We start from the raw sequence: 12002 nt of genomic DNA on the forward strand, positions 1-12002 counted from the left end.
CTGGACTATAGCTGTTTTGCATAGCTACACTTCATTTTTTATTAAAGTTTCAAAAATAATAGAAAAACATCAGTTTTCACTAATAATAATCATCAATTTTACGGTCATTTCACAAATACTTGCTGAATCAATACCATATATACAATCGTACCAGTGGCAATACTAAGCAACATATTGTGCTTAATTAGATGTATAACCACCAATGCCACAATAGCTAATACTTCCGGTAACCCATGTGGATAGTCCCATACGGTCACATCTTTTAAAGAATATACCACTAATAAGCCCATCACAGCTGCCGGCAATACAGTTCCTAAATACGTAATTAAAGCTGGTGGTTTCGTCGTTTTTGAAAAAATTAAAAACGGTGTAAACCTAGTTGCCATCGTTCCCAACACAACAGCACCAATAGTAATGACCATTTCCCAACTACTCATACTTCACGCCCCTCCTTTGTCTGTTTAGGCTGAAACCAAAAGAGACCACAAAATATGATAACCATCAATATCATAGCCGGTAATATAAACATATCAGGCCCTAACAAACCTAACAAGCTCATGGCTACTACCAAACCAATTAAACCAGATTGATATTTCTTAGCGGTCAATAGCATATCTAAAAATATAACAATAAATAAAGCGGCTAAAATAAACTCGATGCCTTTCATATTTAATGTTATAAAATGACTTCCAATCGCCCCAATAGCCACACCGCCTACCCAATATAGATAGTTGAGCCAGGTCACATGTAAATAAAACCATCCGCAATCAATTTGACTTGGCAAATTAATGGTCGCGTTAATAGCAAAGGTTTCATCACATAACCCATAAATCAATGGATATTTTTTCCAATCTAACGTCCCATAGCGAGTCAACATGGTTAAGCCATAAAAAATATGTCGCCCATTAACCATAAAAGCTAGTACAAAAGCGCCTAAAGGGTCAAAGGGCGCCGCTAACAGTGCGACGGTAACAAACTCCATGGACCCGGCAAAGATAGTGGCACTCATGAGAAACGGTAAATACCAAGGTAAACCTTGCCCCACAGCATATAACCCATAGGAAATACCTAAAAATAAAAAACTCGCACATATAGGAACTGTTAATGGAAACGCATAGCGAAAGGCCTCTTGCCCCTTATTCGTCATAAGGGCCCCACGCTTTTTCTGCCACTCGCTTAATCAGTGCTAATTTAGCAAACTGTTCGGCTTCCGTCAAATTATTGCCTTCTTCAGTAGACGCAAATCCACACTGTGGACTTAAGGCTAATTGCTCTTTAGGAACGTATAAAGTAGCTTCTTCAATACGAGCTAATAAATCTTCTTCTTTTTCAAGTACTGGGAATTTAGACGTAACTAACCCCAATACTACCTTTTGATTTTTTATAAAACGTAAAGGAGCAAATCCACCAGCTCGATCAGAGTCATATTCTAAAAAGAAACCATCAATATGACAATGTCCAAACAAGGTTTCTGCAATCGGTTCATAGCCACCAGAAGAAAACCAAGTCGAACGGAAATTACCACGACAAATATGCATAGTCACTGCCAAATCGTCTGGTTTACCTTCAAGAGCATAATTAATAACTTCAACATATTTTTGTGCAATATATTGTAAATCTAAACCACGTGCTGCGTATTCTTTACGTTTTGTTTCATCACAAAATTCGCCCCAAGAGGTATCATCTAATTGCAAATAACGACAACCAGCCGCATAGAACGCCTTGATAGCCTTACGATACGCTTTAGCAATGGCCTCAAACAAGGCCTCTTCCTTTTCATATTGCGGAATCGGTTCATAATGTTCTTCACGAACGCAGCAGATTAAATGTAACATAGATGGCGAAGGAATCGTAAATTTAGCAACCGCTCTATCCCCAACTGCCTCTTTAACAAATTGAAAATCCTTTATAAATGAATGATCTTCTGGAAAATCAATGATATCAACAATTTTAAGGGTCGCTGCTTTTGGTTGATGTCCTTTAAAAGCGACTGACCAATGGTCTGCTTTTATTCGTTCAACACCTACTAGTTGTTCTAAGAAATCTAAATGCCAATAAGCTCGACGAAACTCCCCATCAGTTACCGCTTTAAGGCCTACAGCGACTTCTTTATTGATTAAGTCTTTAATCGCTTCATCTTCTATCTGACGTAATTCAGTATTACCAATTGTCCCCGCTTCTACATCTTGGCGTGCCTTTTTTACTGACTCAGAGCGTAAAAAGCTACCTACTACATCATAATGAAATGGTCCTTTACCTACTTGTTTTGTGTTACTCATACTCTCAATCTCCTCTCAAATTAGGCAGATAAAGAAAAAAGTCGTCAACAAATGACGACCTACAGTCTTATCATCTGCCGGTTTCCCGTTGGACTTAGCACCTTCCTCTATATACTTAGTTATAAAGCAGGTTGCCGCAGCGTCACTGGGCCAGTTCCCTCAGCTGCTCTAGATGATACTATAAAGTTATAGCTACCAAAAGGCATCTACTACTACCATTTGGATATCTATTATAATACTTCAAAGGAAAGATATCTGTCAACTACAGTCAAACATAAGGGCCTGAAGCCAAAAAGAGCATTGAAAGTCATAATTTAAACCTTCAATGCTCTCTTATCATATTCTAACTAAATAAACTGATTATTCAGGCTTTTTAAATTTAGGGGATGTTGGGCAAGTTTCAGGCGTAACATCTTTACGAACACCTAAATCAGCACTACGATCTGTGTAATGAGTATGTAATAACTCTTCAGAACGTTCACCTAATGGTTTGCCTAAGAATTCTTCATAAATAGCTTTAATTTCAGGATTTTCATAGCTAGAACGAAGTTTCATTTCAGCGTCAGCTTTATAAATACCTTCAATACGAGCAGATTTTACTTTATCGGCTACTGGCATTTTAACACGTGGCTGACCGCCACCACCAATACAACCACCACGACAAGCCATCATTTCGATGAAGTCATATTTTTTACCAGTCGCTTTCATATTATCTAAGAAATCGCGGATGTTTTTACCACCATGAACTACGGCAACTTTTAATGTTTTGCCGCCAATTTCAACGTCAGCTTCTTTAACACCTTCCATACCACGTACATCTTGTAAGTTAGTAAATGGTTCTGGAGATGGTTCATTGCCAGTAATGAATTTATACGCACTACGCATAGCCGCTTCCATTACACCACCAGTGTTACAGAAAATGACACTACCGCCTGTTTCAGCACCAATATATTTATCCATAGTAGATTCTTCTACTTGTGTAAAATCTACGCCAGATTCGCGAATCCATTTCGCAAATTCACGAGTCGTAATGCAATAATCTGTATCACGAAGGTCTTCTTTACCCCAGTATTCAGCAGATTTATTCTGTTCTGGACGACGAATTTCAAATTTCTTAGCTGTACATGGAGCTACACTTACAGATACAATCTTTTCTGGATCCAATTTCATCTTTTCAGCGAAATAGGTTTTAAGTACAGCCGCTTCCATAGCAATACAGCTACGAGTAGTCGAAATGTTTGGTAAGTATTCTGGGTAGTATGTTTCTGCAAATTTAACCCAAGCTGGACAGCAACTAGTGAACTGTGGCAATTCACCATGACCGTTAATAACACGTTCAATTAATTCGCTCGCTTCTTCCATGATTGTTAAATCGGCACCAAAGTTAGTGTCAACAACATAGTCAGCACCTAACGCACGAAGGGCACCAATCATTTTACCTTCTAAGAAAGAACCTGGTTCATAACCAAATTCTTCGCCAATCCCAACGCGCACAGCAGGGGCCGTTTGGATGACAACAATTTTATCTGGATCAGCAATCGCTGCTTTTACTTGATCTAATTCACTACGTTCATTCATAGAATCGAATGGGCACGCAGCAGCACATTGACCACAATGAACACAGATTGGTTTATCACCAGTAGATTCTAAATCATAGTAGTCAAGTACACCCATAACATCAGCACAAGCACGACGGCATAACGTACAGTTTTTACATTTTTCTAAATCATGCACAATCGCAATATTATCTTCAGCAATCGGCACGCGACGATCAATGTGTTGGAATCGACTTTCGAAACTCATAATTTTGCACCTCACACAAATAATACTAGTTATGTATTCAAATACTCCGACCTCTGTCGAAATGGACATCGACCATACGCTTTATGGTTGTGAGTGATGTCTCTTTGTAGTATAGCATCTTAAATGTCCTATTTTCAAATAGGAATTAGATAAACATTGCGCATATTTACTATGCATTTACCAATAATAACCACTATTTTAAAAATACTAAAAGAATAGTCTAAACTCTATAGAAATTTCAATATGTCTCCTAATAATAGACAGTCGTTTGTCATCGTTAAGGCTAATAAATCAACCCAGCCAAATCGAGCCAGCCAATACAAGCTCTTCATTAAACAGGTCTTATTTTTGAAAAACATCTGTGCTTTTTCTATAGTTGCTTGTCCCCTAGCTGTATCTGTATATCCCGCTACAGCTGCTGTCAAAGCCTGAGGGCATACAACTTTTTCACGGAAATAGCCATGAATAAATAGTAGCACATCCATTACTTTATCATCCATACATTTTAAGTGGTAATCATTTTCCCAATCTAAAAATTGTACGGTTTCTGACTGTTTATCATAAACTATATCTCGCAACACAGGACGGCCATGACTAAAACCAGCTGCATGAAGTTTAGCTAATCCCTGTCCAGCTCTATAAAACGCTGCCTCCAACACACTGTCATCAGCCTGTGCCGGATGGATCAAATGAGCTAATGTATCCCCACCACTAAGGGTAACAAAATATTCCGGTGTATCTACCAAAACCTTAGGGGCTAAACCACACGCCTGTGCAACAGTTTTCATTTTATTCACTTCACGATTATATCCATGTTGCCCACCAAAACGTAACCGCCACCGTTTATTACGAATATGACGTTTCACAAAGTATTTTCTGTCGTCATAAACAAAAGAGAACACCCGCTCCATCGGATGCTCTCGCAATGCGTTATATAACTTCTCTTGCAACGCTGAATCTGTTACAAAAGAATCCTGCATACTATCACTCCTAGTTTTTACTACTCCATTTATTCCAAGTTCAACTCTTTTAAATAAAAAATCAACAAAGTTTAAATTTAGTTTAACTTTTGTTTAAATGTACTTAATATTTTACACTTTTTTTACAAATAAGCAATATTCCTTTGAAATGTATCGATATAAAACAATATGGCCCCTGCTATATATAATCTAATTTTGTAATCCTCTATCCACCTATCACTTTGTTTGAACAGTCTTATCATTTAGCGTATAATAAAATCAATACATAGTCTTTTCTTTATTCCTGCCAGATAAACTGGCAATCTTGAATTTAATGAGGTGATACCATGAAAATTATCGTAATGGAACCATTAGGCGTATCAACAGACAAAATTAACGCTGTTTCAGCTCCACTAAAAGCGGCAGGGCATGAATTTTTCTATCCTGAAACCCAAGAGTTAGATCAGACTAAATTGCTTGAACGTGTCAAAGATGCTGATGTCCTTATCTTAGCCAATCAGAAATTATCTGGTGATATTATTCGCCAATGTCCAAATTTAAAAATGATTTCCATTGCTTTTACTGGCGTTGATCATGTAGATTTAGCAGCTTGCCGCGAACGTAATATTACAGTTTGCAATGCTGCTGGCTATTCGACTAATGCTGTTACCGAATTAGCTTTCGGTTTAGCAATTTCCGTATGCCGTAACATCGTTCCTTGTGATCATCAAAGTCGCCATGAAGGCACTAAAGCCGGTCTAGTTGGTTTCGAATTATTTGGCAAAACCTTTGGTGTCGTAGGTACTGGTGCTATTGGCAAACGAGTCGCTGAAATCGCCCTTGCTTTTGGGTGTCGCGTTATTGCCTATAACCGTAGTGAAAAACCTGACTTGATTGAAAAAGGCGTTACTTTTGTAAGTAAAGACGAACTATTCCGTCAAGCAGATTTTGTGTCCTTACATACGCCGCTTACTGAGGAAACAAAAGGACTTGTAGATGCTAAAACGATTAAGCTTATGAAACCAACAGCTGTATTAATCAACACGGCTCGTGGTCCGGTAGTTGATAGCCAAGCGCTAGCCGCTGCTTTAAATGAAGAACGATTAGCTGGTGCTGGTATTGATGTTTTTGAAATGGAACCGCCCATTCCAGCCGATCATCCATTATGCCATGCCAAAAATACAGTATTAACGCCTCATGTCGCCTTTGCTAGTAAAGAAGCCCTTGAAACACGGGCCGACATCGTAATTGAAAACATAAAACAATGGGAAGCCGGTACACCACAAAACTTAGTATAACTACTAAATGTATCCCCTTCCAGCGCGATACATTTTGTCCTATAACCCTATACCCGTAATAAAAAAATTGCTTATTAAATAAAAAAGAAGATATGATTGTTTGTCCATTGATGCTTGCATCGCTAGGACAAACAATCATATCTTCTTTTATTTACTACATCAACTCATTATCAACTAGGCTTTTTAGTACTGCCCATCTATTATTTCTGTTCCCTGCTCTCTCAACTGATCTTCAATCCATTGATGATCCGCTTCACCAATTAATGCTTCATGAACCTTTTCAGCATCTACGGCTTGCATTTTTTTAGCACTTTCAATAATTTCAGCGGCATCTTGCCAAGGCAATTGAGCAGACCTTACAAATCGCGCCCACTCTTTACATCAAGAATTCTCTATATATTAATAGTACCGATATTTTATAAAAAATTCAAGTCGATAGCACTAAGTGCATAATACGTTAAGTTTTAATTGACTTTACTGTTTTTTTATGTAAAAATTACTTGAATATATCTATAATTAGAGTACGATTAAGGGGGTTCACCATGGCAGATGACAGACTAATCGTTGCCTTAGATGTAGCAACAATGGATCAGGTTACCCAATTAGTAACCACGTTAGGCGATAGCGTTTCCTACTATAAAGTAGGCATGGAATTATTTTATGCAGCAGGCGCGCAAACCGTAACATATCTTCAAGAGCAGGGGAAATCTGTATTTCTTGATTTAAAATTACACGATATTCCTAATACTGTAGCTCAAGGTGTCACTTCACTTACTCATTTAGGAGCTAAACTCATTACCTTGCATGCCCAAGGTGGTCCTATCATGATGGCCGCAGCCGCTAAAGCGGCTACAGAAGCGGCTGAAACACTCCAAGTCGAACGCCCTAAACTATTAGCCGTTACCGTCTTAACTAGTTTTGACGAAGATGCTTGGACATCTATCGGTGGGCAATTACCAATTCGTGACCAAGTATTACGTCTAGCCAAATTAGCTAAAGCCTCTGGTATGGATGGAGTTGTAGCTTCGCCATTAGAAGCCAAAGCCATTCGTGAAGCCTGTGGCGATGATTTCCTTATTGTAACACCTGGTATCCGCCCATCCTTTGCGGCTGCCAATGATCAAAAGCGAATTGCTACACCTAAGAGCGCACTCCTTGATGGCGCCTCTAAATTAGTCATTGGTCGCCCAATTACCAAAGCTGATAATCCGCAAGAAGCGGTTCGTTTAATTGTTGAAGAAATGGAGGCTATCAACGCATGATGACAGAACAAGAAGTAAAACAATTATTAATCGACACCCAGGCTATCTTAGAAGGCCATTTCCTACTGACCTCTGGCTTACATAGCCCGATGTATGTAGAAAAGTTCAATGTATTACAACACCCCAAATACACAGAACGCCTTTGTCAAGAATTGGCAACACGTTTCAAAGACCAAAATGTAGAACTCGTAATTGGTCCAATGACTGGCGGTATTTTATTAGCTCATGAAGTAGGTAAAGCCCTCGGTACACGTGCTATTTTTACAGAACGTGAAAAAGGGGTTATGACACTTCGCCGTGGTTTCCGTATTGAACCAGGCACACGCGTTCTTATTGTAGAAGACATTGTAACCACTGGTGGCTCCGTTCGTGAAGTCGTAGACGTAGTCAAAGCCTCCCAAGGGGAGATTGTAGGTGTAGGACTTCTTGTTAACCGCAGTGGTGGCAAAGCTGATTTTGGTATTCCTAATGATAAAGTACAAGCTTTATTAAATTTAACTGTACCAACCTACCAGCCAGAAGAATGCCCACTATGTAAAGATAGCGTCCCAATGACGGAACGTGGTAGCAAACACATTAAATAGCCCCTTAATAATTTAACAAGTTCTATATAACTAAATACAACAGCCCCTCATCGTAGGCCTACATGAAACATTTCTAATTCATATAACCTAACTGATGAGGGGCTTTTATTATCACTAAATTGTACTGACGGCCTATTTAAAATAACACCCAATGACTATAATCAGCTATTTAATAAAACGGTCTATAGCTTCATTTAATTTTTTTAGAGTTTCTGTATCATTATTTTTTGCAGCATCAACAATGCAATGTTCAATATGATCTTTCATGACAACACGACTTACACTTTTCACAGCAGAACCTACTGCCGCTAATTGCACTAATACTTCACTGCAATCACGTCCACTTTCAACCATACGTTTTACCGATTCTAAATGACCAATAATGCGTGATAGACGATTAAGAACAGCCTTAGTCTGTGTATGTGTATGTGTATGATCAGGCATAGCCTCTAATATACTATCATCATGTTCATGTTTGTGAGTATGGTTGTGTCCTAAACCCAATTCATGCCATACTTCATGTGATTCTTGGCTCATTCTTTCACCACCTTATAAATACATAACTCTTAATATGTATTTATTATATCATATCTGACAAGGTCCTTAAGATTCACCATTTACTATATGCTGTCACCAATTGCTTAGCTGTTAATGATTGCGGTTGCGCCAACACATCATTAATTGATGAGGCTTCCACTATATGACCAGCCTCCAATATGTATAGACGCTCACAAAGTGCCGCAGCAACTCGTAAATCATGAGTAATCACAAGCCCTCCTAACGGTCGCTGCTTACGTATAGCTTGTAAAACTTCAATAATTTCATATTGTACTGCTGGATCTAAGGCAGATGTCATTTCATCACAAAGTAATAGGTCTGGTTCACTAGCTAATGCTCTAGCTAGCGCAGCTCGCTGGCACTCACCACCGCTTAACTCATGAGGATACCTCTGTCTATACGCAGCTGGTAAATGAACCTGTGCTAATAAATCTTCTATCCGCTCATCTATAGTCTGAGCAACTTTACCCATGGTGGTTCTTGACTGTTCAAAATTACTGTTCTTTTTTTGTTTGCCTTGACAACGCAAAGCTTCCCCTATACTCCAACCAATAGTTTGCCGTGGATTAAATGAACTTTGGGGGTTCTGCAAAATCGGCTGTACTAATCGCCCCAACTCTTGTTTTGAAAAAGTGCCCAACAGTTGCCCTCGGTAGGCAATATCTCCCTGCGCTATTGGCTGCTCTCCTAGGAGCGTTTTAAAAAGAGTACTTTTACCCGCACCACTCAATCCCATCAAGGCAACCCATTCACCAGCCTGCAATGTGATTGATATATCACGTAACACCACCTGTTCCGTTTCATAAGCAACCGTTACGCCTTTCATTAGCAATAAAGGTGATTTATGGGCTGTTATATCAGTCACTGAATTATTTCTTGTCACGGCCTCTATACTAACCTGATTTAAACGTAATCGGTCGACTTGATCCGTACTATTCAGTAATTGTAATTGGCCTTCTTTCATTTCATACAGGGTCTGACTCATATGAGTAGCCAATTCTAACTGATGCGTTACAAATATAACAGCTACCTCACTTTCTAGCCGTATGTTACGTAATAATGTCACCATTTGTTGTTGTCGCACTACATCTAAATTAGCTGCCGGTTCATCAGCCACAATTAACTTCGGTTTTGGTAATAAGGCTAATAGCATAACCACCCGTTGTGCCATACCACCAGACAAGGCGCTAGGCCGCTGCTGTAATACGGTCAAAGGCAAATCTAATTGCTGCAACAAATGAGCTATACGCTGTTGTGCTTCAGTCCATGGTAGTCGAATCGCTTTAGCCACATCACAACATTGCGTTTCAATTGTTTTAAAAGGACTCAATGAAGCCTGTGCCTCTTGTGGCACATATACAATCTCTCGACCTCGCAACGAATGCCAAGCTTGATCCGTTTTAGGCCATGCGACACCAGCAAAGGTCCCCCTCTTGTAAGAAACCTCACTATGTTGAGGCAATAAGCCTGTCAAAGTCCGCAATAGTGTTGTTTTACCACTGCCTGAAGGGCCTACAATGGCAATACATTCACCAGGCTTTAACTGCAAATTTAAATTTTGTAATACTATTTGATTATGATACGAAACTGTTAAGTCTTGTAAATCCAATAGCCATGGTGAACTTTGCATCGTTTACACCCCTTTAAGGTTCTATGTCCACATCCTTAGTTATTTCATAATAATCAGTTGGATAGGCTTTAAAATTAATTACTTTTTCTGTCATGACTAAATTCATTTTTAAATGAGCCACATATATCACCGCCTCATCAGCTAACACTTGTTGCACCATTTGCTGAAGCAAAGAGTGTCGTGCTTCGGGGGCTACAGTAGCCTCTAAGTCTGCCATTAAATGTTCAATCTGCGGGCTTTTATATTGTCCTACATTATCCACGGCTTCAGAAAGTATATTCGTTTTAAAATAATACGTTCCATCACCTGTGGGTGCTGTGACAAAAGCTTTTGCAAAGACATCAAAATCACCTTGTTTTAATACACTTTGATACGCATCAGTCGCATTTACAACCACTTTAATTCCAATTTTCTTTAGCGTGGCTTGTGCTGATTCCGCTAATAAAGGTAATTCTTGGCGAGATGTATACGTCAGCCAACGAATCGTTAAAGGTTGACCACCTTTATCTACATAGCCATCGCCATCAGTATCGCGATACCCCGCCTCTGCTAATAAAGCTTTCGCCTTAGCCTCATCATAACGAGGCCCTATTAACTCCATTTGCCCTAATTTAGTAGTACTTGGAAATGGACCTACTGCGGGCACACCATAGCCATTTAATAATACAGAAGCAAATTGTCCTTTATCAATAGCACTAGCAACCGCTTCACGAACTCGTTTATCTTGCACAGCCGGACTCATAAAATTAAACGCCACTTGATACACTCTTGAAGTTGCGGCTGAACTAATCGAAAACGCTTGCGTATCTGAAAACAAATTTAAACTGCTATATGGTAACCCTTGAGCGACTTCTATATCCCCCTTTTGCAAAGCCATTGTCAACGTGTCTCCATCGGTAATGCGTAGCACTTCTACCCCATCTAATTTAGGCGCGCCACCCCAATACGAATCATTGCGGACCAAACTAACGCCCGTTTCACTCACTTTGGTTGCTTTAAAAGGACCTGTCCCCACAACTAAGCCGTTAGGGGCTCCATCACTTAAATCAACAATGGCACTATACGGATCGGCTAGAAATGTTAATAATACCGTAACAGGATTCGCCGATTGAATTGTTATATACGGTCCCTCTACCGTAATAGCTTCAAGCTTCAAATCCTTTGGTGCTCTGTCATGCTCTCGCACTAACTCTTCTAAATTTGTCTTTACTAGCTCTGCCGTAAGTGGCTTGCCATTAGAAAATATTACGCCATCACGAATATGAAATCGCACGGTATGATCATCTATCATTTGCCAAGAATCGGCTAACCAGGGTGCTACCTCCATCGTTTCAGTAAAACGAACCAAGGTTTCACCAACGCCATAGCGAACAGCACTCCACCCTTGATACGACACATGAGGATTTAAACCGGCATTCTCCATAGCAGGTCCATAGGCTGTAGTGCCATAATGTAATATTTTCCCTTTTGGTGCATCCGAGGAGCCACAGCCTGCTAATACAAACAGACTTATTAAGAGCATACTAACAACACCAACACGTCGCCACCAACTAGACGATATATCCTTTTGCTGATTGTATCTAAACATACTGCTAACCTCGCTTTCACACAATCACGGCTTATTAAACA

General features: G+C 39.5%; 12 protein-coding genes and 1 riboswitch. Of the genes, 3 read left to right on the forward strand and 9 right to left on the reverse strand.

The genetic code is table 11. The features are described 5' to 3' along the window. Positions 1-104 precede the first annotated feature (104 nt). The 5 genes from DYE54_RS05270 to DYE54_RS05290 all read right to left on the reverse strand — a co-directional run bounded on the left by DYE54_RS05270 (position 105) and on the right by DYE54_RS05290 (position 5062). Positions 105-437 (reverse strand): branched-chain amino acid transporter permease, encoded by a 333-nt coding sequence (locus tag DYE54_RS05270; protein WP_115310255.1) that lies wholly within the window; start codon positions 435-437, stop codon positions 105-107. After that, on the reverse strand, positions 434-1147 hold the full coding sequence (locus DYE54_RS05275; RefSeq protein ID WP_115310256.1) for an AzlC family ABC transporter permease: 714 nt from the start codon (positions 1145-1147) through the stop codon (positions 434-436). The genes DYE54_RS05270 and DYE54_RS05275 overlap by 4 nt, the downstream gene beginning before the upstream one ends. Continuing rightward, positions 1137-2279, reverse strand: a complete 1143-nt coding sequence (locus DYE54_RS05280) for a 5-methyltetrahydropteroyltriglutamate--homocysteine S-methyltransferase (protein ID WP_115310257.1) — start codon at positions 2277-2279, stop codon at positions 1137-1139. The genes DYE54_RS05275 and DYE54_RS05280 overlap by 11 nt, the downstream gene beginning before the upstream one ends. Before the next feature lie 67 nt (positions 2280-2346). Continuing rightward, a riboswitch (SAM riboswitch) is annotated at positions 2347-2458 on the reverse strand. Between the two features lie 181 nt (positions 2459-2639). Next, on the reverse strand, positions 2640-4082 hold the full coding sequence (locus DYE54_RS05285) for a [FeFe] hydrogenase, group A (protein WP_115310258.1): 1443 nt from the start codon (positions 4080-4082) through the stop codon (positions 2640-2642). 227 nt (positions 4083-4309) lie between these two features. Continuing rightward, positions 4310-5062, reverse strand: a complete 753-nt coding sequence (locus DYE54_RS05290) for a BUD32 family EKC/KEOPS complex subunit (protein ID WP_115310259.1) — start codon at positions 5060-5062, stop codon at positions 4310-4312. A gap of 326 nt (positions 5063-5388) precedes the next feature. Here DYE54_RS05290 and DYE54_RS05295 point away from each other — a divergent pair, with 326 nt between their 5' ends. Then, the gene (locus tag DYE54_RS05295; protein ID WP_115310260.1) at positions 5389-6339 is read left to right on the forward strand and encodes a 2-hydroxyacid dehydrogenase; all 951 of its coding nucleotides are present in this window, start codon (positions 5389-5391) and stop codon (positions 6337-6339) included. A 183-nt stretch (positions 6340-6522) separates the two neighbouring features. On the opposite strand, the gene DYE54_RS10150 is transcribed toward DYE54_RS05295, so the two are convergent. Next, the gene (locus DYE54_RS10150) at positions 6523-6684 is read right to left on the reverse strand and encodes a hypothetical protein (protein WP_172460565.1); all 162 of its coding nucleotides are present in this window, start codon (positions 6682-6684) and stop codon (positions 6523-6525) included. A 197-nt stretch (positions 6685-6881) separates the two neighbouring features. Between DYE54_RS10150 and pyrF the strand changes: the two genes are divergently transcribed. Together pyrF and pyrE are read left to right on the forward strand one after the other, a co-directional pair. Next, positions 6882-7601, forward strand: a complete 720-nt coding sequence (gene pyrF, locus DYE54_RS05300) for an orotidine-5'-phosphate decarboxylase (RefSeq protein WP_115310261.1) — start codon at positions 6882-6884, stop codon at positions 7599-7601. Beyond that, positions 7598-8185, forward strand: coding sequence for an orotate phosphoribosyltransferase (gene pyrE / locus DYE54_RS05305; protein WP_115310262.1), 588 nt, complete (start codon positions 7598-7600; stop codon positions 8183-8185). The genes pyrF and pyrE overlap by 4 nt, the downstream gene beginning before the upstream one ends. Before the next feature lie 165 nt (positions 8186-8350). On the opposite strand, the gene DYE54_RS05310 is transcribed toward pyrE, so the two are convergent. The 3 genes from DYE54_RS05310 to DYE54_RS05320 form a co-directional block, all read right to left on the reverse strand. Continuing rightward, a complete protein-coding gene (locus tag DYE54_RS05310) occupies positions 8351-8722 on the reverse strand; it encodes a metal-sensing transcriptional repressor (protein ID WP_115310263.1) in 372 nt (123 codons plus the stop codon). 73 nt (positions 8723-8795) lie between these two features. Beyond that, entirely contained in the window at positions 8796-10373 is a 1578-nt protein-coding gene (locus DYE54_RS05315) for an ABC transporter ATP-binding protein (protein ID WP_115310264.1), read from the reverse strand. Between the two features lie 13 nt (positions 10374-10386). Beyond that, positions 10387-11961 (reverse strand): ABC transporter substrate-binding protein, encoded by a 1575-nt coding sequence (locus DYE54_RS05320; RefSeq protein WP_115310265.1) that lies wholly within the window; start codon positions 11959-11961, stop codon positions 10387-10389. Between the last annotated feature and the right edge of the window lie 41 nt (positions 11962-12002).

It is taken from the genome of Veillonella criceti (assembly GCF_900460315.1).
Lineage (GTDB): Bacteria > Bacillota > Negativicutes > Veillonellales > Veillonellaceae > Veillonella_A > Veillonella_A criceti.

Coding starts and splice junctions, on each gene's coding strand:
- DYE54_RS05290 (WP_115310259.1), bottom strand. CDS start 5,062: ATGCAGGATTCTTTTGTAACAGATTCAGCGTTGCAAGAGAAGTTATAT.
- DYE54_RS05280 (WP_115310257.1), bottom strand. CDS start 2,279: ATGAGTAACACAAAACAAGTAGGTAAAGGACCATTTCATTATGATGTA.
- DYE54_RS05310 (WP_115310263.1), bottom strand. CDS start 8,722: ATGAGCCAAGAATCACATGAAGTATGGCATGAATTGGGTTTAGGACAC.
- DYE54_RS05295 (WP_115310260.1), top strand. CDS start 5,389: ATGAAAATTATCGTAATGGAACCATTAGGCGTATCAACAGACAAAATT.
- DYE54_RS05275 (WP_115310256.1), bottom strand. CDS start 1,147: ATGACGAATAAGGGGCAAGAGGCCTTTCGCTATGCGTTTCCATTAACA.
- pyrF (WP_115310261.1), top strand. CDS start 6,882: ATGGCAGATGACAGACTAATCGTTGCCTTAGATGTAGCAACAATGGAT.
- DYE54_RS05270 (WP_115310255.1), bottom strand. CDS start 437: ATGAGTAGTTGGGAAATGGTCATTACTATTGGTGCTGTTGTGTTGGGA.
- DYE54_RS05315 (WP_115310264.1), bottom strand. CDS start 10,373: ATGCAAAGTTCACCATGGCTATTGGATTTACAAGACTTAACAGTTTCG.
- pyrE (WP_115310262.1), top strand. CDS start 7,598: ATGATGACAGAACAAGAAGTAAAACAATTATTAATCGACACCCAGGCT.
- DYE54_RS05320 (WP_115310265.1), bottom strand. CDS start 11,961: ATGTTTAGATACAATCAGCAAAAGGATATATCGTCTAGTTGGTGGCGA.
- DYE54_RS05285 (WP_115310258.1), bottom strand. CDS start 4,082: ATGAGTTTCGAAAGTCGATTCCAACACATTGATCGTCGCGTGCCGATT.